Source organism: Nocardia sp. NPDC059229 (assembly GCF_042754165.1).
In the GTDB taxonomy this organism is placed as follows: Bacteria; Actinomycetota; Actinomycetes; order Mycobacteriales; family Mycobacteriaceae; genus Nocardia.
In genome coordinates, this window is record NZ_JBHZAK010000015.1 from 230,543 (window position 1) to 254,418 (window position 23,876).

19 protein-coding genes are annotated in these 23,876 nt (G+C 68.5%); 9 read left to right on the top strand and 10 right to left on the bottom strand.

The window, feature by feature from the left end; genetic code table 11:
* Positions 1 to 14: 14 nt before the first annotated feature.
* Positions 15 to 584 (top strand): isochorismatase family protein, encoded by a 570-nt coding sequence (locus ACFXHE_RS30620; protein WP_379387884.1) that lies wholly within the window; start codon positions 15 to 17, stop codon positions 582 to 584.
* Between the two features lie 115 nt (positions 585 to 699).
* The gene (locus ACFXHE_RS30625) at positions 700 to 2,751 is read left to right on the top strand and encodes an ATP-dependent DNA helicase (protein ID WP_379387885.1); all 2,052 of its coding nucleotides are present in this window, start codon (positions 700 to 702) and stop codon (positions 2,749 to 2,751) included.
* Positions 2,752 to 2,910: 159 nt separating this feature from the next.
* Here ACFXHE_RS30625 and ACFXHE_RS30630 read toward each other — a convergent pair whose 3' ends face one another.
* Both ACFXHE_RS30630 and ACFXHE_RS30635 read right to left on the bottom strand, forming a co-directional pair.
* Positions 2,911 to 3,429, bottom strand: coding sequence for a DoxX family protein (locus ACFXHE_RS30630; protein WP_379387886.1), 519 nt, complete (start codon positions 3,427 to 3,429; stop codon positions 2,911 to 2,913).
* 161 nt (positions 3,430 to 3,590) lie between these two features.
* Positions 3,591 to 4,952, bottom strand: coding sequence for an NCS2 family permease (locus tag ACFXHE_RS30635; RefSeq protein ID WP_379387887.1), 1,362 nt, complete (start codon positions 4,950 to 4,952; stop codon positions 3,591 to 3,593).
* A gap of 271 nt (positions 4,953 to 5,223) precedes the next feature.
* On the opposite strand from ACFXHE_RS30635, the gene ACFXHE_RS30640 reads away from it, so the two are divergent.
* Entirely contained in the window at positions 5,224 to 7,278 is a 2,055-nt protein-coding gene (locus ACFXHE_RS30640) for an AMP-binding protein (RefSeq protein ID WP_379387888.1), read from the top strand.
* Between the two features lie 3 nt (positions 7,279 to 7,281).
* Here the strand turns inward: ACFXHE_RS30640 and glgP are convergent, their stop codons facing one another.
* On the bottom strand, positions 7,282 to 9,849 hold the full coding sequence (glgP, locus tag ACFXHE_RS30645; RefSeq protein ID WP_379387889.1) for an alpha-glucan family phosphorylase: 2,568 nt from the start codon (positions 9,847 to 9,849) through the stop codon (positions 7,282 to 7,284).
* A 201-nt stretch (positions 9,850 to 10,050) separates the two neighbouring features.
* Between glgP and ACFXHE_RS30650 the strand changes: the two genes are divergently transcribed.
* From ACFXHE_RS30650 to glgB, 3 genes are read left to right on the top strand one after another with little or no spacing between them, the layout of a single operon-like run.
* Positions 10,051 to 10,710: a PaaI family thioesterase gene (locus tag ACFXHE_RS30650; RefSeq protein ID WP_379387890.1), complete on the top strand. Its 660-nt coding sequence runs from the start codon at positions 10,051 to 10,053 to the stop codon at positions 10,708 to 10,710.
* Positions 10,711 to 10,732: 22 nt separating this feature from the next.
* Positions 10,733 to 12,736 (top strand): maltotransferase domain-containing protein, encoded by a 2,004-nt coding sequence (locus ACFXHE_RS30655; RefSeq protein WP_379387891.1) that lies wholly within the window; start codon positions 10,733 to 10,735, stop codon positions 12,734 to 12,736.
* Positions 12,733 to 14,904 carry a 1,4-alpha-glucan branching protein GlgB gene (glgB, locus tag ACFXHE_RS30660; protein WP_379387892.1) on the top strand — a complete coding sequence of 724 codons (2,172 nt, stop codon included), beginning with the start codon at positions 12,733 to 12,735 and terminating at the stop codon, positions 14,902 to 14,904. Before ACFXHE_RS30655 ends, glgB begins: the two co-directional genes overlap by 4 nt.
* 58 nt (positions 14,905 to 14,962) lie before the next feature.
* On the opposite strand, the gene ACFXHE_RS30665 is transcribed toward glgB, so the two are convergent.
* A complete protein-coding gene (locus tag ACFXHE_RS30665; protein WP_379387893.1) occupies positions 14,963 to 15,583 on the bottom strand; it encodes a TIGR03086 family metal-binding protein in 621 nt (206 codons plus the stop codon).
* Positions 15,584 to 15,702: 119 nt separating this feature from the next.
* Here ACFXHE_RS30665 and ACFXHE_RS30670 point away from each other — a divergent pair, with 119 nt between their 5' ends.
* Positions 15,703 to 17,064, top strand: coding sequence for a TrpB-like pyridoxal phosphate-dependent enzyme (locus ACFXHE_RS30670; RefSeq protein ID WP_379387894.1), 1,362 nt, complete (start codon positions 15,703 to 15,705; stop codon positions 17,062 to 17,064).
* Between the two features lie 72 nt (positions 17,065 to 17,136).
* Here the strand turns inward: ACFXHE_RS30670 and ACFXHE_RS30675 are convergent, their stop codons facing one another.
* From ACFXHE_RS30675 to ACFXHE_RS30685, 3 genes are all read right to left on the bottom strand, one after another.
* Positions 17,137 to 17,997 (bottom strand): tetratricopeptide repeat protein, encoded by an 861-nt coding sequence (locus ACFXHE_RS30675; protein ID WP_379387913.1) that lies wholly within the window; start codon positions 17,995 to 17,997, stop codon positions 17,137 to 17,139.
* Positions 17,998 to 18,055: 58 nt separating this feature from the next.
* Positions 18,056 to 18,427, bottom strand: a complete 372-nt coding sequence (locus ACFXHE_RS30680; RefSeq protein WP_379387895.1) for a DUF3817 domain-containing protein — start codon at positions 18,425 to 18,427, stop codon at positions 18,056 to 18,058.
* 138 nt (positions 18,428 to 18,565) lie between these two features.
* On the bottom strand, positions 18,566 to 19,750 hold the full coding sequence (locus tag ACFXHE_RS30685) for an acetyl-CoA C-acetyltransferase (protein WP_379387896.1): 1,185 nt from the start codon (positions 19,748 to 19,750) through the stop codon (positions 18,566 to 18,568).
* Positions 19,751 to 19,863: 113 nt separating this feature from the next.
* Here ACFXHE_RS30685 and mce point away from each other — a divergent pair, with 113 nt between their 5' ends.
* Together mce and ACFXHE_RS30695 are read left to right on the top strand one after the other, a co-directional pair.
* Positions 19,864 to 20,334, top strand: a complete 471-nt coding sequence (gene mce, locus ACFXHE_RS30690; protein WP_379387897.1) for a methylmalonyl-CoA epimerase — start codon at positions 19,864 to 19,866, stop codon at positions 20,332 to 20,334.
* 86 nt (positions 20,335 to 20,420) lie between these two features.
* Positions 20,421 to 21,392: a hypothetical protein gene (locus ACFXHE_RS30695; RefSeq protein ID WP_379387898.1), complete on the top strand. Its 972-nt coding sequence runs from the start codon at positions 20,421 to 20,423 to the stop codon at positions 21,390 to 21,392.
* A gap of 505 nt (positions 21,393 to 21,897) precedes the next feature.
* Here ACFXHE_RS30695 and ACFXHE_RS30700 read toward each other — a convergent pair.
* From ACFXHE_RS30700 to ACFXHE_RS30710, 3 genes are read right to left on the bottom strand one after another with little or no spacing between them, the layout of a single operon-like run.
* Positions 21,898 to 22,203, bottom strand: coding sequence for an ATP/GTP-binding protein (locus tag ACFXHE_RS30700; protein WP_354850154.1), 306 nt, complete (start codon positions 22,201 to 22,203; stop codon positions 21,898 to 21,900).
* A 10-nt stretch (positions 22,204 to 22,213) separates the two neighbouring features.
* Complete coding sequence (gene nucS, locus ACFXHE_RS30705; protein ID WP_354850151.1) at positions 22,214 to 22,891, bottom strand: endonuclease NucS; 678 nt, start codon at positions 22,889 to 22,891, stop codon at positions 22,214 to 22,216.
* Between the two features lie 23 nt (positions 22,892 to 22,914).
* Positions 22,915 to 23,637 (bottom strand): rhomboid-like protein, encoded by a 723-nt coding sequence (locus ACFXHE_RS30710; protein ID WP_379387899.1) that lies wholly within the window; start codon positions 23,635 to 23,637, stop codon positions 22,915 to 22,917.
* Positions 23,638 to 23,876: the final 239 nt, after the last annotated feature.

Here is a 23,876-nt window from a genome sequence, read left to right on the forward strand (position 1 = left end):
CCGGAGGTCCGCTCATGAGCCGAGCCCTGATCGTCGTCGACGTCCAGAACGATTTCTGTGAAGGCGGATCACTGGCCGTCGCGGGCGGCGCGGCCGTGGCCGAGCGCATCACCGAATACCTGGGCGTCTCCGACTACACCGCGATCGTCGCCACCCGCGACTTCCACATCGACCCGGGCGCGCACTTCTCCGAGCAGCCCGACTACGTCGACACCTGGCCCCCGCACTGCCGCGTCGGCACCCCCGGCGCCGACTTCCATCCCAGCCTGAACACCGGGCCCATCCGGGAGATCTTCTCCAAAGGCGCGTACACCGCGGCCTATTCGGGCTTCGAGGGCACCGCCACCGACGGCTCGACCACCCTCGCCGACTGGCTGCGCGCCCACGCCATCGACGCCGTCGACGTCTGCGGCATCGCCACCGACCACTGCGTCCGCGCCACCGCCCTGGACGCCCGCGCCGCAGGCTTCGACACCCGGGTCCTCCTCGGCCTCACCGCCGCCGTCTCCCCCGCGACCCTGGCCACCGCCCTGGACAAACTCCGTGCCTCCGGCGTCGAACTGGCCGGAACACTCGAGAACTGACTCACTACCCGGGTGGGTGAGAAGTCCTGCCCCTGATCGGCGGAAATCGGTCCCGCTGGGCGGCCCGTAGAGGTTTGCGCGAGGGTTGTCGGGGCGGCGCAGTAATCTGGCCGCCGTGCCTGAACTGCCTCCCGTCCCGAAGCTGTTGGCCACCGCTGTGCAGGCGTTGGGGGGTAAGGAGCGCAAGGGGCAGCAGACGATGTCTGCGGCTGTCGCGCACGCCATCGACACCGGCGAGCACCTGGCGGTGCAGGCGGGGACGGGTACCGGGAAGTCGCTGGCGTATCTGGTGCCGAGCCTGCGGCACGCGGTGCGGACCGGGCGGACCGTGGTGGTGTCGACCGCGACCATCGCGTTGCAGCGGCAGCTGGTGGACCGGGATCTGCCGCGACTGGCCGATGCGCTCGCGACGCCGCTGGGGCGGGTCCCGCAGTTCGCGATTCTCAAGGGGCGCAACAACTATCTGTGCCTGAACAAGATCAACAGCGCGATTCCGGAGGAGCCGGAGGCCGAACTCTTCGACGCCTTCGCCATTTCCAAGCTGGGCCGCGAGGTACAGCGGCTGAACGAGTGGGTGTCCGACACCGAGACCGGCGACCGTGACGAGCTCGCCCCCGGCGTCAGCGATCGGGCCTGGCGGCAGGTGAGCGTGAGTTCCAGGGAATGCCTGGGCAAGTCGCGCTGCCCGTTCGGGCAGGACTGCTTCGCCGAGAAGGCGCGCGCCGAATCCGGGCAGGCCGATGTGGTGGTCACCAACCACGCACTGCTGGCCATCGACGCCATCAGCGGCATCCAGGTGCTGCCCGAACACGATGTGGTGGTCGTCGACGAGGCACACGAGCTGGTGGACCGGGTGACCGGCGTGGCCACCGCCGAACTGTCCACCTCGGCCATCAGCGCCGCGGCCAAGCGGTGCTCGAAACTCATCGACGAGCAGGAGGTGGACCGGCTCGAGGGAGCGGCCGAGGCCTGGCACGAGCTGCTCGACGACCTGCAGCCCGGACGCTGGGACCGGATGCCGGACGGCGCGGCCCCCGTGCTCGCGCTCATCCGCGACGCGGCCTGGAACGCACGCACCGCCCTGGCGCCGCAGGGCGGAAGTTCCGCCACCGGCGACCCGGAATCCGCGGCGGCCCGCAATCAGGCGCTGGCGGCCGTCGAGGAGGTGCACGACGCGGCGGTGCGGGTGCTGACCACCTTCGAGGAGTCCGATCCCGCCGCGCACCGCGATGTCATCTGGCTGGCGTCGGAGGATGTGCGCGGAGTCGCGCGTCGCACGCTGCACATGGCCCCGCTGTCGGTGGGCGGGCTGCTGCGCAGCCGCCTGTTCGGTACGGCCACCGTGGTTCTCACCTCGGCGACGCTGCAGATCGGCGGCTCGTTCGACAATCTGGCGGTGACCTGGGGCCTGCCGCCGCAGTCCTCGGCGACCGTGGACCCGGCGCTGGCCACCGGCACCGAGGCCCCGTCGGACGAGAAGACGCTGCGCTGGAATTCGGTCGACGTGGGCTCGCCCTTCGACCATGCCAAGTCCGGAATCCTTTATGTGGCAAAGCATTTGCCCGCGCCGGGACGGGACGGGCTGCCGCAGTCGTATCTGGACGAGATCGAACGCCTCATCCGCGCGGCGGGCGGGCGCACCCTCGGGCTGTTCTCGTCCATGCGAGCGGCCAAGGCGGCCACCGAAATTCTGCGGGAGCGTCTCGACACCCCCATCCTGTGCCAGGGCGACGACGCCACCGGCGCCCTTGTCCGGAAATTCGCCGAGGACCCGGAAATCTCCCTCTTCGGGACACTTTCACTGTGGCAGGGCGTGGACGTTCCCGGCCCGTCGCTGAGTCTGGTGATCCTGGACCGGATTCCGTTCCCGCGCCCGGACGACCCGCTGCTGGTGGCGCGGCAGCGCGCGGTGGAATCGCGAGGTGGCAATGGATTCCTGTCGGTCGCGGCCAATCATGCGGCACTGCTGCTGGCGCAGGGAACGGGCCGTTTGCTGCGCAGTGTGGACGATCGCGGCGTTATCGCAATTCTGGATTCGAGACTGGCGACGGCGCGCTATGGCGGTTATCTCCGAGCATCATTACCACCATATTGGGAAACATCCGATCCCCAAGTTGTGACAAAAGCTCTCGAAAGACTGACAAATAGTGTCGCGCAAATGAAATGAGCTTGTGAGAACAGTCACAGGGGTGGTTCCTACTTCCGATCAGAAGTAAATTAGCTTTCGGTACTCCGGTGAACCCCCCAATTCCCACATCGGATGTGTCCGTCGTCCCCGCGCCAAGCCCTGCACGCGGCGCGGGGACACCGAAACTTTCTTCCCGGCCTACTTCACCGCGAGGGTGATGAGCGCGGCCGCCACGCCCAGCGCGACCGCCCCGGCGCCCCAGACCAGACCCTGGCGCTGCCACGGGCGGCCGGAGTCCAGCGACAGCCGGCCCGGCCCCGCGAAGGCGAACGCGGCGGCCGCCACGGCGTACACCGCCGGCAGCTCCCACATCGCGAATCCGCCACTCCAGGTGACGTGCACGGCATTGATCATGGTGCCCAGCGCGATGGCGCCGGCCAGCGGCGTCAGCAGGCCCAGCATCAGCAGCAGCCCGCCGGTGAGTTCGCTCAGGCCGGCCAGGGTGGCGAAGAACTTGCCCGGGTCGTAGCCCATGCCCTGGAAGCCCTGCGCGGTCGCGTCCAGGCCGTAGCCGTTGAACCAGCCGAACAGCTTCTGGGCGCCGTGCACGGCCAGTCCGCCGCCGAAGCCCAGCCGGGCGACCAGCAGGCCGATATCGGTACCGCCGAGGCCGTTCGAGGCGGTGGCTCGGGCGGTGGCGTTCACGGTTGCGGTCATGTCGGGGTCCTCGTCTCTCGGGTCTGTACGGCTCGGCGGCGATCCTATCCGGACCGTGGTCCGTTTTGCAGCCTACAGCAGGTCCCCACCGAGACCGGGCGCGAGGCTGTTCCGCCTCGCGCCCGGGAAAGGGATTCAGGGCCGACCCCTGAGCGTCGGCTCTACTTGGCCAGGTACCAGAAGTAGTAGAGGAACACGGCCATCAGCACCCACATGACCGGATGCACCTCGCGCGCACGCTTCTTGGCCACCATGACGATCGGGTAGAACAGCAGGCCCATGGCGATGCCGTTCGCGATCGAGTAGGTCAGCGGCATCATGATCACGGTGATGAACGCCGGGACCGCGTATTCCAGCCTGTTCCACTCGATTTCGCCCAGCGCCCGGGACATGAGCACGCCGACCACGATGAGCGCGGGAGCGGTCACGGCCGACACGTCGGCGAAGGTGGCGAAGATCGGGAAGAAGAACAGGGCGATCAGGAACCAGCCGGCCGTGGTGACCGCGGTGAGGCCGGTGCGGCCGCCCGCCGAAACACCGGCGGTGGATTCGACATACGCGGTGGTCGAGGAGGTGCCGATGATCGCGCCCGCCGCGGTGCCGACCGAGTCGGCGGCCAGCGCCTGGCCCGCGCGGTCCAGCTTGCCGTCCTTGGTGAGCAGCCCGGCCTGGTTGGCGACGCCGATCAAGGTGCCGGAGGCGTCGAAGAAGTCGACGAACAGCATGGTCAGCACGACGACCACCATTTTCCCGGTGAAGGCGTCGGGCAGGTGGACGATGGCCTGGCCGAAGGTCTGATCCAGCCCGTGCGGCATGGCGGCTACCGAATTCGGCAGCTGCACCAGGCCGGTGACGATGCCGACCACGGTGGTGCAGAGGATGCCGTAGAGCACCGCGCCGTGCCAGCCGAGCGTCAGGAAGACGACGGTCACGACCAGGCCGAAGAGCGCCAGCAGGGTGGTGCCGTGGTGGAAATTGCCCAGGTGCACGAGCGTGGCCGGGTCGGAGGTGACGATGCCCGCGCTCTTGAGACCCAGGAACGCCACGAACAGGCCGATGCCCGCGCCGACCGCGAGCTTCATCTGCATGGGGATGGCTTCGATGATCTTCTCGCGCACCTTGGTGACGGCGAGGACGAAGAACACGACACCGGAGATGAGGGTGCCCGAAAGTGCTTGCTGCCACGGGATTCCCATGTGCAGGACGACCGTGTAGGCGAAGAAGGCGTTGAGGCCCATGCCCGGCGCGAGCGCGACCGGATACTTGGCCCACAGGCCCATGACCAGGGTGCCGAAGATGGCGGCGACGGCGGTCGCGGTGAAGACGGCCTGGAACGGCATGCCCTTGTCGCCGAGGTCGCCGTGGTCGCCCAGGATCCGCGGGTTGACGGCGAGCACATACGACATAGCCAGGAACGTGATAGTTCCCGCCATGACCTCGCGCTTGAAGGTGGATCCGTGTTCGCTGATGCCGAAGTACGCGTCGACGCGCCCCTTGGTGCGCGTGAGGACGTCGGTGGTCATGTGGGGTGTCTCCAGTCGGCGGGGAGGGTAGAAGGCTGCCGTGGGCACCGTACTGGTCCGGATGGCACGATCTGTCACTGACCCCGCGAATTGTGGGCAATCCCACCTGCCTGAGTGTTATTTTTCCAGTGCCGTCAGCGCAATTCATCGGCTATTTAAATAACTACCAGCCGGTAATTTGAGAGCCTTGACCGCTATTGCCTGGAACGTTACAAATACGTATTCCGCCGGAGGTGTTCAGGGGAACCGGCCAGGCAGAAGTAGTACGCCAGTGGTAACCGATGTCATCGACGCGGTCGCGGACTTCGCGATCGACCGCCAAGCGATCTGGGATGTCCTGGTCGACCCGCAGACCTACCCCCGGCTATTTCCTGGAATCGGCGCGTGCGAACAACTCGACACCGTCGATACGCATCCCACGCTGAATATGCGCGTCGGCGGCAATGGCATCGAAATCCGGGTGCTGCGAGTGCAACTGCACCTCACCCGCGCCGGCGAGAGCTTCGAGCTGCACTGCCCCGAACAGGGCAGCTTCGCGACCGTGCGCCTGCGCGGCGACGCCCAGCACACCCGGATCTACGTCACCTACTTCAAGGCCGGGCTGGTGCATCCGCTGCCCGCGCAACTGCCGAACTCCGCGGTGGTGGCCTGGACGCTGGCCGGGCTCCGGCGGGTCGGCGACCTGGTCCAGGGCACGCCGTCCTCGCTCATCGTCAATGGCGAGGATTCGCGGATGCGGCTGCAGGCCGGGGTGGTCAAGCGGATGGTGGCCTCCGGCGTGGTGCGCACCTACCGGCCGGATGTCGGTCTGCGGCAGATCGGCGGACTGGCCAAGTGGGGCTTCAGCCTGGCCGGCGGCTACGCGGCGGGGGCCGCGCACTCGCCTCAGCGGCCGGCCGTCATCGACGACCGGTTCTCCAGCACCTTCGACCAATTGCACGCGCGCAGCAGCGCTCTGGCGGGAGCATTCGCCGCGCTGGGGTTCGGGCCCGGCACCGCGATCGGGCTGCTGTGCCGCAATCACACCGGCATGGTCGAGTGCATGGTGGCGGCGGGCAAGTCGGGCGCGGACGCGGTGCTGCTCAATACCGGGCTGCCCGCACGGCAGGTCGAGGAGATCGTGGAGCGACATCGGCTGTCGGCGCTGTTCGCGGACAGTGAATTCGAGCATCTGGTGCGGTATCTGCCCACCGAGCTGCCGCGCTTCACCACCGACGACGCCGCAGCTGATCCCGGGCGCACCACCATCGAGGAACTCATCGCCATGCGCCAGGAGCCGCCGCGCAAGCCGCCGCGGCCGGGCCGGCTGGTGGTGCTCACCTCGGGGACCAGCGGCACGCCGAAGGGCGCGCGGCGGCCGCATCCCAAGGGTTTCGGGACGGTGGCGGCACTGCTGTCGCGAATTCCGTTCGGCACCAACGAGACCATGTTCATTCCGGCCCCGCTGTTCCACACCTGGGGGCTGGGGGCCCTGCAGATCTCCACGGCCGTCCGGGCGACGGTGCTGCTGGGTGACCGCTTCGACGCCGAGGACTGCCTGCGCCGCATCGCCGAGCACAAGGTGACGGCGTTGATCGTGGTGCCGATCATGGTGAACCGGATCCTGGACCTGCCCACGCATGTTCGCGCCCGCTACGACCTGTCCAGCCTGCGCATCGTGGCCAGTTGCGGGGCGCCACTGGCCGGCGCGACGGTGCTGGCGTTCCTCGACGTCTTCGGCGAGATCCTCTACAACGTGTACGGCTCCACCGAGGTGTCGTGGGCCTCCATCGCCGACCCGGCGGACCTGCGCGTGTCCCCCACCACCGCGGGGCGGCCGCCGCTGGGCACGAAACTCGCGGTGCTGGGCCCGGATCGGCGTCCGGTGCCGGTGGGGGCGACGGGGCGCATCTTCGTCGGCAATCACATGCTGTTCGACGGATACACCGATGCCACCCCGCCCGACGAGGCCGACGGCATGCTCGACACCGGCGACATCGGCTACCTGGACGCCTCCGGCAAGCTGTTCGTGGCCGGCCGCGACGACGAGATGATCATCTCCGGCGGCGAGAACGTCTTCCCGCGTGCCGTCGAGGAGGCCCTCTCCCATCTGCCGCAGGTGAGCGAGGTCGCCGTGGTGGGCGTCCCGGATCACGAATTCGGCCAGCGCCTGGCCGCTTTCGTGGTCAAACGCCCCGGCTCCGGCCTCGACTCCGACATGGTCCGCAACTACATCCGCCACCGCGTCAGCCGCTTCTCCGTCCCCCGCGACGTCACGTTCCTGGATGCGTTGCCCCGCAACCCCACCGGGAAGATTCTCAAACGGACGCTGATCGCGCCCACCTGATCGTCAGGGGCTGGGCGTGGCGATCAGGCCGAGTTCCGCGTCCGTGGCGAGGAGCGGGTGGTGCGGGAGGATGCGGATCGTGTATCCGACGGCGCCGGACAGTGGGACCGGCGTCTGGATGGTGAAAATGTCTGCGCCGGAGTCGGTTCCGGCGTGGCGCATGGGGAAGGTGTGGACGTCGGTCAGGTCGTCGGTGGGTGAGACCCGGCCGAGCACGGCCTGCACACTGACGTCGGCGGGGGTGAGGCCGCCGAGGTCGATGCGGGCGCGCAGGTCCAGGTCCGCGCCGATGACCGGGGTGTCGGGCAGGCCGGAGCTGTCCACCTGCAGGACTTTGACCGTGGGCCAGGCGGATTCGACGCGGCGGCGGTACACCGACAGGTCCTGCGCGCCCTTGAAGTCGTTGGCGGACACCGCTTCATAGGCCGCGGCGGCGGGTGTGTAGTAGTCGACGGCGTAGTCACGGACCATGCGGGAGGCCAGCACCTTCGGGCCCAGCGTCCGCAGGGTGTGGCGGACCATTTCCATCCAGCGGGCCGGCAGGTCGTCGTGGTCGCGGTCGTAGAAGCGCGGCAGCACAGCGCGTTCCAGCAGGTCGTAGAGGGCCGAGGCCTCCAGGTCGTCGCGGCGATGCTCGTCGCGCACGCCGTCGGCGGTGGGGATGGACCAGCCGTTCTCGCCGTCGTACATCTCGTCCCACCAGCCGTCGCGGACGGACAGGTTGAGGCCGCCGTTGAGGGCCGACTTCATGCCGGAGGTGCCGCAGGCCTCGAGCGGGCGCAGCGGGTTGTTGAGCCAGACGTCGCAGCCCCAGTACAGGTAGCGGGCCATGGACATGTCGTAGTCGGGCAGGAAGACGATGCGGTGGCGGACGGCCGGATCGTCGGCGAAGCGGACCACCTGCTGGATGAGCGCCTTGCCGCCCTCGTCAGCCGGATGGGATTTGCCGGCGACCACCAGCTGCACCGGATGCTCCGGATCGAGCAGCATGGCGCGCAGGCGTTCCGGGTCACGCAGCATCAGAGTGAGGCGCTTGTAAGTGGGGACGCGCCGGGCGAAGCCGACGGTCAGCACGCCCGGGTCGAAAACCTCGTCGATCCAGCCGAGTTCGGCGCTGGCGGCGCCGCGTTCGAGCCACGAGTTGCGCAGCCGGCGGCGCACCTCGTCGACGAGGATGCCGCGCAGGGCATTCCGGGTGGACCACAGTTCACGCAGGTCCACATCGCACAGCCGCTCCCAGCCGCGGGCCTCCTCGACCAGTTCGGCGCCGATGAGTTCGCGGGCCTTGTCGATCCATTCGCGCGCGGCCCAGGTGGGGGCGTGCACGCCATTGGTGACCGAGCCGATCGGGACTTCGCCCGCGTCGAAGCCCGGCCACAGCGGCGCGAACATGGCGCGGCTGACCTCGCCGTGCAGCTTCGACACGCCGTTGGCGCGCTGGGCCAGGCGCAGGCCGAGGTGGGCCATGTTGAACACCGACGGATCGGCCTCGCGCCCCATCGCCAGGATGCGGTCCACGGAGACGCCCGGCAGCACCGGTGATTCCCGTTCGCCGTGCGCGCCGCCGAAGTACCGGCGCACCAGGGAGCCGGCGAAGCGGTCGATGCCCGCGGGGACCGGGGTGTGGGTGGTGAAGACGGTGCCGGCGCGGACCGCGGTCAGCGCGGAGTCGAAATCCATTCCGGCGGCCATGAATTCGCGGATGCGCTCGATGCCGAGGAATCCGGCGTGGCCCTCGTTCATGTGGAAGACGTCGGGATCGGGCAGGCCGTTGGCGCGGGTGTAGGCGCGCACCGCCCGGACGCCGCCGATGCCGGCCAGGATCTCCTGCTTGATGCGGTGGTCCTGATCGCCGCCGTAGAGCCGGTCGGTGACGGCCCGCAGTTCCGGGTCGTTGTCGGCGATATCGGAGTCCAGGAGCAGCAGGGGAATCCGGCCCACCTGGGCGATCCACACCCGGGCCCGCAGCACCCGCCCCTCGGGCATGGCCACGTGCACGAGCACGGGCGCGCCGCCCTCAGTGAGCAGCCGGAGCGGCAGTCCCATCGGGTCCAGTGCCGGATAGTGCTCGGCCTGCCAGCCGTCGGCGGTCAGGGACTGCCGGAAATAACCGGAGCGGTACAGCAATCCGACGCCGATGAGCGGCAGGCCCAGATCCGAGGCGGCCTTGAGGTGGTCGCCCGCCAGAATCCCGAGCCCGCCCGAATAGTTGGGCAGCACCTCGGTGACGCCGAACTCCATGGAGAAGTACGCGATCCCGCGCGGCCCGTGCTGCTGCTTCTGGAACCAGCGAGGGCGCTCCAGATAGTCCTGGAGATCGGCCGCCGCGGCATCGACCCGCCCCACGTAGGCCTCGTCCCCGGCCAGCTCGTCGAGCCGGGCCGCGGGCACCTCCCCCAGCATCCGAACGGGATCGTGCCCGACCTCGGTCCACAGCCGGGGATCCAGCTCCGCGAACACATCCTGGGTAGGCCCATGCCACGACCAGCGCAGATTGGTCGCCAGCTCGGTCAATGCGGACAACCGCTCCGGCAGATGGGCACGAACGGTGAATCGACGCAATGCCTTCACAGTGCTTATTCTGCCCTCCGCTTCGCTCCGGGCGGGTTCGCGGCCCCCAGGTCTCGATTCTTCCCTCCTCCGCTCCTCCGCTTCGCTCCCCCGCTCCGTCAGTCCAGAATCGAGACGGCCGCGAACCTCTGCGCGCATCTGATGCTGGTCAGAGCATCCCCCGCGCGGAGCATCCCGTCGGCAACCGATAACGTGTTTCACATGAGCGAGCAGCAGATCGAGGCGGTCGAAGGACAGCCCACCCAGGAGCATCACGAGGGCGGGTTCCGGCCGATCCGAGAACTGGGCCGCGACAACACCAAGGGTGGAGCGCACTACGGGGAGTTCATCGACGAGGTGCGCGGGCTGATGGACCGGGTTCGGCTGGCCGATCCGGCCGACGCGCTGGCACTGGACGTGATCGCCACCCTGAAGGAGCTCAACGACAAGCTCGACGCGGCGGTCGTCGACGAATGGGACGCGCCCGCGTGGCATCGCAACGACCTGCCCGCGCGCGGCAACATCACGCTGCCGCCGTTCGAGGTGGACGCGGCAGGCCAGGACGGGGTGCGGGCCCGCATCACCTTCCGCACCTTCCACCTGGGCGGCAACGGCGCGGCCCACGGCGGCCACATCGCCCTCGGCTTCGACGACCTGCTCGGCATGACGGCGGCGCTGTACACCAGGCAGGCCACCCGCACCGCCTTCCTGCACGTCGACTACCGGTCCATCACGCCACTGAACACCGAGCTGGTGCTGCGCGGCTGGGTGGAGCGGCAGGAGGGCCGCAAGGTGTTCGTGCGCGCCACCCTGCACGACGGCGACCGGCTGTGTGCCGAGGCCCACGGCCTGTTCGTGCTCCTCAAGCCGGGCCAGCAGTAGCCACTCCGGTAAGTTCGAGGGCGTGACCGGCCGCATCGCCATCGATGACACCGCCCCCGCGATTCCCGGCGGCCGGCCGACCAAGGCCGTGGTCGGCGAGGTCGTCCCGGTGCGAGCGGTGGTCTGGCGCGAAGGCCACGAGGCGGTCGCCGCCACGCTGGCGGTGCAGGCCCCGGGTTCGACACGCACGCAGCGCATTCGCATGAGCCCGGAGTACGAGCCGGACGTGTTCAACGCGGTGTTCACCCCGACCATGACCGGGCGCTGGACCTTTCGGATCGAGGGCTGGAGCGATCCCCTCGCCACCTGGCGGTCCGGGGTCGAGGCCAAGCTCGCCGTCGGGCAGAGCGCCGTCGATCTGGCCAATGATCTGGAGACCGGGGCCCGACTGCTGGAGCGGGCCGCGCTCGCGGTCCCGAAGCGGCAGTGGGAGATCCTGCGTGCCGCGGCCGCCGCGCTGCGCAGCGACGCGCAACTGCCCGCCCGGGTCGCCGCCGCCTTCGGCGCCGAGGTCGGCGAGATCCTGCGGGCAACACCGTTGCGGGAGTTCGTGACTCACGGACCGTTGCACACCGTGCAGGTGGAGCGGCAGCGGGCGCTGGTCGGAGCGTGGTACGAATTCTTCCCGCGGTCGACCGGCGGCTGGGACGCCGAGGGCAGGCCCGTGCACGGCACCTTCGCCACCGCCGCCAAGGATCTGCCCCGCATTGCCGCCATGGGCTTCGACGTGGTGTACCTGCCGCCGATCCACCCCATCGGCACGGTGAATCGCAAGGGGCCCAACAACTCCCTGACCGCGGGACCCGCGGATGTCGGCTCGCCGTGGGCCATCGGCTCGGCGGAGGGCGGGCACGACGCCATCCACCCGCTGCTGGGCACCGAGGCCGACTTCCTCGACTTCGTCGCGGCCGCACGGGAATTGGGTATGGAGGTGGCTCTGGACCTGGCGCTGCAGTGCGCGCCCGACCATCCGTGGGTGGCGGCGCATCCGGAGTGGTTCACCACGCTGCCCGACGGCACCATCGCGTTCGCGGAGAATCCGCCGAAGAAGTATCAGGACATCTATCCGCTCAATTTCGACGACGAGCCCGACGGGCTCTACGCCGAGGTGCTGCGGGTGGTGCGGCATTGGATCGGCTTGGGCGTCACCGTGTTCCGGGTCGACAATCCGCACACCAAACCGGCGGACTTCTGGGAATGGCTGATCGCCGAGGTGCACCGGAAGAATCCGGAGATCATCTTCCTGTCGGAGGCATTCACCCGCCCCGCGCGCATGTACGGTCTGGCGCGGCGCGGATTCAGCCAGTCCTACACGTATTTCACCTGGCGCACCCACAAACACGACCTCGAGGAATTCGGCCGGGAATTGGCCGCCAAAGCCGATGAGGCCCGGGCCAACCTGTTCGTGAACACCCCCGACATCCTGCACGAGAGCCTGCAGTACGGCGGGCCCGGCATGTTCGCGATTCGCGCGGTGCTGGCCGCAACAATCGGGGCCACCTGGGGCGTGTACTCGGGCTTCGAGCTGTACGAGCACCAGGCGGTGCAGCAGGGCAGCGAGGAATACCTGGACTCCGAGAAATACCAGCTGCGGCCACGCCGTTTCGCCGAGGCGGCCGCGCGCGGGGAATCCCTGGAGCCGTGGCTGACCCGGCTCAACGAGATCCGGCGCGCGCATCCCGCGCTGCAGCAGGTGCGCTGCATCCACTTCCACTACGTGGACAACGATGCGCTGCTGGCGTTCTCGAAGTTCGACCCCACCACCGGCGACGCGGTGCTCGTGGTGGTGAACCTGAACCCGTTCGGCGCCGAGCAGGGCATGGTCTCGCTCGACCTGCCCGCCATCGGCCGCGAATGGCACGACCGGCCGACGGTGTACGACGAGGTCATCGGCGAGGAATATCACTGGGGCCAGAGCAATTACGTGCGCCTGGACCCGGCCCGGGTGGCGGCCCACATTCTCGCGCTGCCGCCGGTGCCGGCCGCCGCGCGCACCGAACTCGCCCATCGCCGATCGTTCCGATGAATCGGCGCGACCTTCTGCTGCTGGCGGCGGGCACGCACCCCGATCCGCACACGGTGCTGGGGGCGCATCCGCATCCCGGCGGGACCGTCATCCGGGTGCTGCGGCCGCACGCGGAGACGGTCGCGGCCCGGATCGGCGGCGTGGATCATCCACTGGCACACCGCGAGCACGGCGTGTTCGAGGCTGTGGTGCCGTTCCCGCAGCTGTGGGACTATCGCCTGGTCACCTCCTATCCGGGCGGGCGCACGGTGGTGGACGCGGACGGGTACCGCTTCCTGCCCACCCTCGGTGACGTCGATCTACACCTGCTCGGCGAGGGCCGGCACGAGCGGCTCTGGGAGGTGCTGGGCGCGCACCCGAAGCACTACCCCACCCTCGACGGCGAGGTATCCGGCACGGCCTTCGCGGTGTGGGCCCCCAATGCGCGGGGCGTCGCGGTGATCGGGGATTTCGACGGATGGAGCGGAAACACCGCCCCCATGCGGAAACTCGGCGATTCCGGGGTGTGGGAGCTGTTCCTGCCCGGCATCGAGGCCGGGGCGCTGTACAAGTACCGCGTGCACGGGGCGGATGGACGCACCGTCGACCACGCCGATCCGATGGCCTACGCCACCGAGGTCCCGCCCGCGACCGCGTCGGTCGTCACCGCGAGCGAATTCGCCTGGGGCGATACCGAATGGCTGCGGGCGCGGGCCCGCACCGATCCGCTGCGCGCGCCGGTCAGCGTCTACGAGGTGCATCTGGGTTCGTGGCGGCCGGGGCTCGGGTATCGCGAGATCGCCGAGCAGCTGGTGGAATACGTGCTCGCCCAGGGCTTCACGCATGTCGAGCTGCTGCCGGTGGCCGAGCATCCCTTCGGCGGCTCCTGGGGTTATCAGGTCACCTCCTATTACGCGCCGACCGCCCGCTTCGGCTCCCCCGACGACTTCCGGTTCCTGGTGGATCACCTGCACCGCAGCGGAATCGGCGTCATCCTCGACTGGGTGCCCGCGCACTTCCCGCGGGACGAGTGGGCGCTGGCCAGATTCGACGGCACCGCCCTCTACGAGCACGCCGATCCGCGCCGCGGCGAGCAACTCGACTGGGGCACCTACGTTTTCAACTTCGGCCGTCACGAGGTCCGCAACTTCCTGGTCGCCAACGCGCTGTACTGGATCGAGGAGTTCCACATCGACGGCCTGCGCGTGGACGCCGTGGCCTCGATGCTCTACCTGGATTACTCCCGCCCCGACTGGGAGCCGAACATCCACGGCGGCCGCGAGAATCTGGAGGCCGTCGCCTTCCTGCAGGAAATGAACGCGACCGTGCACAAGCACCATCCGGGCGTGCTGACGGTGGCCGAGGAGTCCACCACCTGGCCGGGGGTCACCCGCGCCACCGAGGTCGGCGGCCTGGGCTTCACCATGAAATGGAATATGGGCTGGATGCACGACACGCTCGGGTATCTCGCCCACGATCCGGTGTACCGGACCTGGCACCACAACGAGGTCACCTTCTCGCTGACGTATGCGTGGAGCGAGAACTACGTACTGCCCATCAGCCACGACGAGGTGGTCCACGGCAAGGGGACGCTGTGGACCCGCATGCCCGGCGACGATTTCACCAGGGCGAGCGGGGTCCGCGCGCTGCTGGCCTACATGTGGGCGCATCCGGGCAAACAGCTGTTGTTCATGGGCCAGGAATTCGGTCAGTTCCGGGAGTGGGACCACGATCGCGGACTGGATTGGCACGAGCTGGAAAACCCTCTGCACCAGGGCATTCAGCGGCTGGTCGGGGACCTCAACCGGCTGTATGCCGCCAATCCCGCACTGTGGAGCCAGGATACGTCGCCGGGCGGCTACTCCTGGATCGACGCCGACGACCGCGACAACAATGTGCTGTCGTTCCTGCGGTACGGCACCGACGGATCCATTCTCGCCTGCGTCTACAACTTCTCGGGCCGTCAGCTCAGCGGCTATCGCATCGGATTGCCCGGGCCCGAACCGGATTCGTGGTACGAGGTGCTGAACACCGATGCCATCGCCTATGGCGGCAGCGGTGCGGGCAATGCCGACCCGATCGCCGCCGAGACCGTGCCCTGGCACGGCCGCCCGGTGTCGGCCGCACTGACCCTCGCGCCGAACAGCGCCCTCTGGTTGTCGAAGACGCCACCGGCCGGCACCGGGTAGGACGACCGGTTCCCCACCGGACGGGAGCGGGGAACCACGCGCGGGTGAGCTCCCCCGATCACTCCGGCCAGCCGGGCGAGCGGCCCAGCACGGCCAGGATCCGATCCAGCCCGGACGCCTCCGGCGCGGTCACCTCGGGGGCGAACGAGGCGCCGGGCCGCTCCCGGTGCGGGCCGCCCGGCACCGCCTCGGCCACCGGCAGCCCCGCGCTCAGCAGGTCCGCGTCGAATTCCACGGTCTGTCCGAGCGCCCGCGCCACATCCCAGGCGTGCACGATGTAGTCGATGAAGTGAAAGCTGATGGCGAGCGGCGCGGGAATCACGATGCCGTCGCGGACCTCCGGCAGCGGAAACTGCCGTTCCAGGACGCCCGGCTCGGCGAAGGCGGCCAGCACGCGCTCGGCCGCCCCCCGGTACTCGCCGATCGGATCGTCGCCGAGCGGCTGCGGCTTCCACAGCGCGAGATCGCTCTCCCCGCGGGCGGCGGCCGCGAAGCCGTAGTGCTGAACGATCATGTGCTCCAGCAGGTCTCGCAGTGTCCAGCCAGCGCAGGGCGTGGGTGCGTCCAGATCGGCGGGGGTCAGTCCCGCTACCACCTCGATGCTGGTGCGCACCGCGCGGGCGTCCAGCGCGAGCAGTTCGGTTCCCGAGGCCAGCAATTCTTCGTACGTGCTTATCATACGCACCAGCTTACTAATTTCCGCGCGACTGCGACAGTGACAATCCGGCGAATTCCACACCAACGGGTTCGCGGCGGGAGCAGTCTGGACAGACAGCCGTTTCGAGCCGGGAGGGTCCCGTGGACGAGCGCACCAAGATCACGCTGGACGAATCCGAGATCCCGAGGCGTTGGTACAACGTCATCCCGGACCTGCCCGCACCACCGCCGCCCCCACTGCACCCCGGCACCGGACAGCCGGTCGGGCCCGAGGATCTGGCCCCGCTGTTCCCGATGGAGCTCATCCGGCAGGAGGTGAGCGGCGACCGCTACCTCGACATCCCGGACGAGGTCATCGACGTCTACTGGCTCTGGCGGCCGACGCCGCTGTTCCGGGCGCGACGGCTGGAGAAGGCGCTCGGCACCCCGGCCCGGATTTATTACAAATACGAGGGCGTCTCCCCCGCCGGCTCACACAAGCCGAATACCGCTGTGCCGCAGGCGTTCTACAACGCCGCCGAGGGCACCCGGCGCCTGACCACCGAGACCGGCGCGGGCCAGTGGGGCAGCGCGCTCGCCTTCGCCTGTGCGCAGTACGGCATCGACTGCGAGGTGTGGATGGTGCGCGCCTCCTACGACCAGAAACCGCACCGGCGCACGCTCATGCAGACCTGGGGCGCGACCGTGCACGCCAGCCCCTCGCCGATCACCGCCGCGGGCGCGAAAATCCTTGCTGACCATCCGGATTCACCCGGCAGCCTGGGCATCGCCATCAGCGAGGCGGTGGAGGTGGCCGCGGCCGACCCGGCAACCCGCTACGCGCTGGGCAGCGTGCTCAATCATGTACTGCTGCACCAGACCGTCATCGGGGAGGAGGCGCTGAAACAGTTCGCCGCGGCGGGTGAACGGCCGCCCGATCTGATCATCGGCTGCACCGGCGGCGGCTCCAACTTCGCGGGACTGTTCCTGCCCTTCCTGCGCGAAAAGCTCGCGGGCCGAGCCGATCCGGTGATCCGGGCCGTCGAGCCCGCCGCGTGCCCGTCGTTCACGCGCGGCATCTACGCCTACGACTTCGGCGACACCGCCGGCTTCACCCCGTTGATGAAGATGCACACCCTGGGCCACGACTTCATCCCTGATCCAGTGCATGCGGGCGGGCTGCGATATCACGGCATGTCGCCGCTGCTGTCGCACATGTACGAGCTCGGATTGTTCGAGGCGGTGGCGAAGCAGCAGCGCGAATGCTTCGCCGCGGCGGTCACTTTCGCGAAGGCCGAGGGCATTCTTCCGGCCCCCGAGCCCTCCCACGCGCTGGCGGCCGTCATCGAAGAGGCGAAGCGCTGCACCGAATCCGGTGAAGAGAAGGTCCTGCTGACCGCCCTGTGCGGCCACGGCCACTTCGACATGACCGCCTACGAGCGCTATCTCGCGGGCGAAATCCCCGACTTCGAACTCCCCCAGCCCCGTATCGACGCCGCCCTCGCCGCCCTCCCCACCGTCTGAACAAGATCAGGGAGCTCTCACGGCGGGATTTCGGACGAATCCCCGCGGTGAGAGCTCCCTGATCTCCAGTCGTCAGTACAGGGCGGCGGCGAGCTTGCGGCGGGCGGCGACCACGATGGGCTCGGCGGGGTCGAAGAGTTCGAAGAGCTCGAGCAGGTGGGTGCGGGCCTTGGTGCGGTCGTCGCCGGCGGTGCGCTTGACCTGAGCGACGAGGCGGTCGAAGGCGGCCTCCGGCTGCTGGTTGAACATTTCCAGGTCGGCCGCGGCGATGGCGGCGTCCAGATCGGCCGGGTCGGCGTCGGACTTGGCGATGGCGACGGGGTCGAGATCCTGTACGCGGGAAAGGAATTGGACCTGACGCAGGGCGGCCTTGGCCTCGGCGTTGTTCGGCTCGGCGGCCAGGATGGCCTCGTACGCGGCGATCGCGTTGTCGAATTCGCCACGCTCCAAGGCCTCTTCGGCGGCGACGAAGCGGGGATCCTCGGGAGCCTCGGGCTCGGCCGCGGCGGCCTCCGCGCCGACGCCGGGGAGCTTGCCGCGCACGGCGTCCACCACGGCGGCGATCCACTGGGTCACCTGCTCCTCCGGCTGATTGCCGGTGAAGTCGGCGAGCGGCTGGCCCGCGGCCACGGCAACCACGGTCGGAATACCCTGCACGCCGAAGGCCTGCGCGATGCGCATATTGGCCTCGGCCTCGACGGTGGCCAGATCCCAGTCACCACCACTCTGGCCGACCAGCTGCTCCAGCAGCTTCACCAGCTCGATGCTCCCGGGGCTGCGCTGCGAGTACAGCGCCACCACCACCGGCACCTGAGTGGAGCGCCGTAGCACTCTATCCTCGAAATTGGCCTCGGTGACGGCATGGTCACCCGGGACATCTCCCGCGGCGGCGGCCGGCTGCTTGAGAGCGGACAGGTCCACCGCGCCCGACATGGCGGCGGCTGCGGCGGCGGAGGGACGGCGTGCAGGTCGAGTCACGACATCCAGTTTGTCACGACCGTGCGGCGGCGGGTGTCGCGGCTTGGCTCAGTTCACCCAGCTGACCGGAGTTGATCGCCCACCGCTCGAAGAACACGGACGTGAACGGGACCACCGACGACAGCAGCGCCAGACCCGTGGTCTTGCCCGGCCATTCGAACTCGCGCGAGGCCAGCAGGCAGTTGATGGCGTAGGCCAGGAACACGATGCCGTGCAGCATGCCGAACACCATCACCGGCCACTTGATCGGCTGATCGGCGATCCCCAGCGCATCCGCGCGCTTCAGGGCCGAGCCGATGAACAGCAGCACCCACGAGGGCACCTCGAGCAGGCCGAAGAAACGCACGCGCTTAGCGACCGTGGACAGGTCGAACAGATCACCCATGGCAACCATTCTGCCCGATGCCTACGACGCCCTGTAGTGGACCTGGTCACATCTGGGACGGGCGCGCTGGATTCCTGGTATGAGAACCGGAACAGCCCCGGCTCATGAGCCGGGGCTGTTCCTCACGAGCAGTTGTCCCTACTTCACGCGGACGATGAGGGCATCACCCTGGCCGCCGCCACCGCAGAGCGCGGCCGCGCCGACACCGCCGCCGCGGCGCTGCAGCTCGAGCGCCAGGTGCAGGACGATACGGGCGCCGGACATGCCGAGCGGGTGGCCGATGGAGATGGCGCCGCCATTGACATTGACCTTCTCCGGGTCGATGCCGAGCTTGCGGGTGGAGGCGATACCGACCGCCGCGAACGCCTCGTTGATCTCGACCAGATCCAGCTCGGCGGGCGAAATGCCTTCCTTGGCACAGGCTTTGGCGATGGCATTGGCGGGCTGGTCCTGCAGGGTGGAGTCGGGGCCGGCCACGACGCCGGCCGCACCGATCTCGGCGATCCAGCTCAGACCCAGCTCCTCGGCCTTGGCCTTGGACATGACGACCACCGCGGCCGCGCCGTCGGAGATCTGGGAGGCGGAACCGGCGGTGATGGTGCCGTCCTTGCGGAAGGCCGGACGCAGCTTGCCCAGCGACTCGGCCGTGGTGTCGGCGCGGATGCCCTCGTCCTCGGCGAACTGGATCGGGTCACCCTTGCGCTGCGGGATCGAAACCGGGGTGACCTCGTCGGTGAAGAGGCCGTTCTTCCAGGCGGCCGCGGCCTTCTGGTGCGAGGCGGCGGCGAAGGCGTCCTGCTCCTCGCGGCTGATGGCGTCGGCGTCGTTGCGCTGCTCGGTGAGCGCGCCCATGGCCTGATCGGTGAAGATGTCGTGCAGGCCGTCGTAGGCCATGCTGTCGCGCAGGTTGACGTCGCCGTACTTGTAGCCCTCGCGGCTCTTCTCCAGCAGGTGCGGGGCGTTGGTCATGGACTCCTGGCCGCCGGCCACCACGATCTCGTACTCGCCGGCCCGAATCAGCTGGTCCGCCAGCGCAATCGCATTGATACCGGACAGGCACACCTTGTTGACGGTGAGCGCCGGGACATCCATCGGAATACCGGCGGCGACCGCGGCCTGCCGGGCCGGGATCTGGCCCGCGCCCGCGGTGAGCACCTGGCCCATGATCACGTAGTCGACCTGCTCGGGCGCCACCCCGCCCTTCTCCAGTGCCGCCTTGATGGCGAACCCGCCCAGGTCGGAGCCGCTGAAGCCCTTCAGCGATCCGAGCAGCCGGCCCACCGGGGTGCGTGCGCCGGAGACGATGACGGAGGTGGTGGTCACGATGAGCCTCGCTTACGTCGTTTGGTGACTGCTCCGCCAACCATCGGAGCCGTACTCAAAGGTAACGTGCGGCGCTCCGGCATCCTTCCGAGGGGCGCGCTACCGTCACTGGTGTGAGCAACACAGAGAACACCGGATTCGTCCCGTCGGAATACGTCACCGCCGTCGATCACGTCGGAATCGCTGTGCCAGATCTCGATTCGGCGGTGGCCTGGTACCGGGACAATCTCGGCATGGTGGAGACGCATCGTGAGATCAACGAGGCGCAGGGCGTGCACGAGGCCATGCTGTCGGTGCCCGGCACTCCGGCCGGCTCGGTCGCTCTGCAGTTGCTGGCTCCGCTCAACGAGGAGTCGACGATCGCGAAGTTCATCGACCGAAACGGGCCTGGCCTGCAGCAGCTCGCGTATCGTGTCACCGATGTCGAGGCTGTTTCCGCGCAACTGCGGGAACGAGGCCTGCGTTTGCTGTACGCAGAGCCGCGCGGCGGCACCGCTGGTTCCCGCATCAATTTCATCCACCCCAAGGATGCTGGCGGTGTGCTGGTGGAACTCGTCGAACCGGCCGCGAAAACTACCCACTAGTACCGTGTTCCGCCCGCCTAAAGAGGGCGTAACAACATTCGCGGTCGGGTCACCATCGGGTGTCGTCAGGCTGTAGTTTGTGGGTCATGTCGTCCACTGAGCCCGATCGTAATCGCTTCGTCGCGCTGCCCTTTACCGTTGTGCGGAAGGGCTATGACCGTGACGAGGTGCGTAACTACTTCGACCGTTTCGATGCCGAGCTGAGGGTCACCGCCACCGACCGCGATGCCGCCGCAGCCCAGGCCCGCAACCTGGCGGCCCAGCTCGAGGATGCCCGGGACGAGATCGACGAGCTCCGTAAGGAGGTCGACCGGCTCTCGGTGCCGCCGACCACCGCCGAAGGCATGTCCGATCGCATCTCCCGCATGCTGCGTCTGGCCTCGGATGAGGCCTCCGAGGTCCGCGCCCAGGCGCAGGCCGAGGCCGCCGAGATGATCTCGATTGCCGAGCAGCAGGCCACCGAAATGCGTGGGAAGTACGAATCGCTCCTCTCCGAGACCAAGGAGAAGCGCGAAGCGCTCGAAATCGAGTTCGAGCAGACTCTCGCGAACGCCCGCTCCGAGTCCGCCAAGATCGTCGAAGCCGCCAACGCCGAGGCCGACCGCCTCACCAAGGAGTCCGAGGCCAAGCGCAAGGCCACGCAGCAGGACTTCGAGGTCACCATGGCGGAGCGGCGCACCAAGCTGACCCGCGCCATGGAGGAGCTGGAGGCCACCTCGCGCGCCGAGGCCGCCCAGCGCATCAAGGACGCCACCGACGAGGCCAACCGCCTCATCACCTCGGCGACCAACACCGCGGATCGAAAGATCGCGCACGCCAAGGAACTTGCCGAGGAGATGCGTGTGCTCCGCGGCCGCGTCCTGGCCCAGCTGCTCGGTATCCGCGGCCAGCTCGACTCGGTCCCGGCCATGCTCGCCGCCGTCAACCGCGAGAGCGAACTGCTCGACGGCGCACCGGAACAGCGCTCCATCCAGAAGGGCGGCCGCAAGGCCATCGCCGACGCTCGCGAAGACGACGAGATCGTCGACGAGCGCGAGAACGCTGACGTCTCCAGCTAATTCACCGACCGGGCGACAACCCGCATCCGTTCGAAGGCCGCTTCCCCTCCGGGGGAAGCGGCCTTCCTTATGTGTCTCGGCGAGCCTTCCTCACCCGCGCCCGAAACTATTGGCGCAGCAGGGGATCAGGACCCGGTACCGGTCAGGGCGCAGGGCAGGGAGGTCGCGCAGCCGGCGCTGATCCCGCAGGACTGTGATGCTCCGGGCAATGCGGTGATGTTCACGTCTGCCGACTTGGAGCTCAGGACCGAACCGTCCGGACCATGCTGCTCCGCCACCATGTGGTGTATTCCGAGAGTCTTTGGCAGGTAAGTCATTTGGATGGGGGTTTGGGAGACGCCGGGGGAATAGGTGGTGCAGCCGGCCGGTGTTGCGGGGCTCCCGGCCAGCGGTTGGCCGTTGTCCGTCACGTAAACCAGTGGAGCGACCGGCGTGGCGGCGGGGTCACAGCCCCCAAATGCGGCGCTCCAGCCGCCGATACGAGGCCCCCCACTTCCCGGGGGGCTCAAGACCATCGGCGGGTGATGGTGCGCGTGTTGCGGCCGTTCCAGCAGCCGGTGTGCCAGTGACGGCGATCGTCTTCGCCACCGTGGACTGCCCAGGCGACGATGTGCGGTGTGCCCGGTGGAATAACGTGGTCGCAGCCGGGGCACCGGTAGGGCTTGGTGGCGCGGGTGCCGGGGACCGTGCGGACGACGAAGGTCTCGTCGGTCCCGGGACCGTGCTCGGTGCGGCCGAAGACGTCGCCCAGGGGGCGCGGGTCCGAGTGGGATCGCGCCGAGTCCTTGGGACGGGGTTTCCGGCGGGGCATGGTATCGAGGTTAGAACAGCCGGAACTCGCTGGAGTCCGTGCCGCGCAGGGCATCGTAATCCAGTGTGAGGCAGCGGATGCCGCGGTCGGCGGCAAGGGTCTTGGCCTGCGGCTTGATCTGCTGGGCGGCGAAGACGCCCGCGACGGGAGCCAGCAGCGGGTCGCGATTGAGGAGTTCGAGGTAGCGGGTGAGCTGTTCGACGCCGTCGATCTCACCGCGGCGTTTGATCTCCACCGCGACCGTCGCGCCGTCGGCGTCACGGCACAGGATGTCGACCGGGCCGATGGCGGTCATGTACTCGCGGCGGATCAAGGTGTAACCGGGACCGAGGGTTTCGATGTGCTCGGCGAGCAACTCCTGCAGGTGCGCCTCGACGCCGTCCTTCACCAGCCCGGGATCGACCCCCAGCTCGTGCTTGGAATCCAGCTCGATGTCCTCGACGGTGATGCGCAGTTCCTCGCCGGCCTTGTTGGACACCACCCACAGTTGGGTTGTCTCGGAATCGGTTTCCCGTTCCTCCAGCCAGCACGGCGGACTCATCCAGTTGAGCGGCTTGTAGGAGCCCCCATCGGAATGGACCAGCACCGAACCGTCGGCCTTCATCATGAGCAGACGACGGGCCATGGGCAGATGGGCGGTCAGACGGCCAACGTAATCGACCTGGCAACGAGCAATCACAAGGCGCACCGGTCGATTCTAGAGACCGGGCATCAGCCCAGCAGCATCAGGCAGGCAAAAACGGAACCGCCCGCCAGCAACAGGTATTCCGGTACGTTCAACGGCCGCACCGCCCCGCCCTGCCGGCGGATCGTCAACCGCCCGATGCCCAGACCCAGGCACAGCGCCAGGAAGTGACCCACATTCGTGAAGGTGTGCCAGAGCACCACCCCGCCCAGCGCGAACGCCAGCCAGGTACTCGCCCACACCCACCGGCGATGCGGCGGCAGCACCGCCACCAGCGCACCCACCACGGCCATCGCGCCATAGCTGACGCCGACATCCTCGGCCATCGCGATACTGCCCGGCACCAGCTGCGACTGCACCGCCACCCACAGGCCCACCGCCACCAGCACGGTCGCACCCACATGGCCGACGAAGAAGGTGTGCACCAGCTTCACGGTCCCGAAGCGCCGCTCCGCCAGAGCGAGCAGGCAGGCCAGCATCGGCACGATCAGGAACACCGTCGCCGCGCCCTCACCCACCAGGAAGGCGCTCGAGAACAGCGTGCCGAGGCGGCCCTTGGTCAGATTGTTCAGGTTCGTGCTGGCATGCAACACGATTCGCGACTCCCGCGGCGCGCTGACCATGGTCAGGGCCACGGCGCCCAGCAGCAGCAGACCCACATAGCTGTAGGTGGCGGGCAGCCACAGAGCAGCCCACCGGAACCGGCGGGCCTGGTCGGCCGGCCGCTGTGGCGCGAGCTGGTGAATCATGCTGTCGATCATTGTCTTCCCGGCCCCATCAGAACTGATTGTCCCCTGGGAGCCTCCTGTGTATCCATACCCTATCCATAGGTACCCGGGATACGCGTAGGTACCCCCGGATACGCAGAAGGCCCCCAGCTGATGCTGGGGGCCTTCGCGAAGGATGTTCCGGCGGTGTCCTACTCTCCCACACCCTGTCGAGTGCAGTACCATCGGCGCAGGTGGCCTTAGCTTCCGGGTTCGGAATG

Excerpts from the sequence above, each read along its gene's own strand:
- ACFXHE_RS30620 (WP_379387884.1), top strand. The coding sequence starts at position 15 with ATGAGCCGAGCCCTGATCGTCGTCGACGTCCAGAACGATTTCTGTGAA.
- ACFXHE_RS30680 (WP_379387895.1), bottom strand. The coding sequence starts at position 18,427 with ATGGGTGATCTGTTCGACCTGTCCACGGTCGCTAAGCGCGTGCGTTTC.
- ACFXHE_RS30695 (WP_379387898.1), top strand. The coding sequence starts at position 20,421 with ATGTCGTCCACTGAGCCCGATCGTAATCGCTTCGTCGCGCTGCCCTTT.
- ACFXHE_RS30700 (WP_354850154.1), bottom strand. The coding sequence starts at position 22,203 with ATGCCCCGCCGGAAACCCCGTCCCAAGGACTCGGCGCGATCCCACTCG.
- ACFXHE_RS30710 (WP_379387899.1), bottom strand. The coding sequence starts at position 23,637 with ATGATTCACCAGCTCGCGCCACAGCGGCCGGCCGACCAGGCCCGCCGG.
- ACFXHE_RS30635 (WP_379387887.1), bottom strand. The coding sequence starts at position 4,952 with ATGACCACCGACGTCCTCACGCGCACCAAGGGGCGCGTCGACGCGTAC.
- ACFXHE_RS30650 (WP_379387890.1), top strand. The coding sequence starts at position 10,051 with ATGAGCGAGCAGCAGATCGAGGCGGTCGAAGGACAGCCCACCCAGGAG.
- ACFXHE_RS30630 (WP_379387886.1), bottom strand. The coding sequence starts at position 3,429 with ATGACCGCAACCGTGAACGCCACCGCCCGAGCCACCGCCTCGAACGGC.
- glgB (WP_379387892.1), top strand. The coding sequence starts at position 12,733 with ATGAATCGGCGCGACCTTCTGCTGCTGGCGGCGGGCACGCACCCCGAT.
- ACFXHE_RS30675 (WP_379387913.1), bottom strand. The coding sequence starts at position 17,997 with ATGTCGGGCGCGGTGGACCTGTCCGCTCTCAAGCAGCCGGCCGCCGCC.
- ACFXHE_RS30665 (WP_379387893.1), bottom strand. The coding sequence starts at position 15,583 with ATGATAAGCACGTACGAAGAATTGCTGGCCTCGGGAACCGAACTGCTC.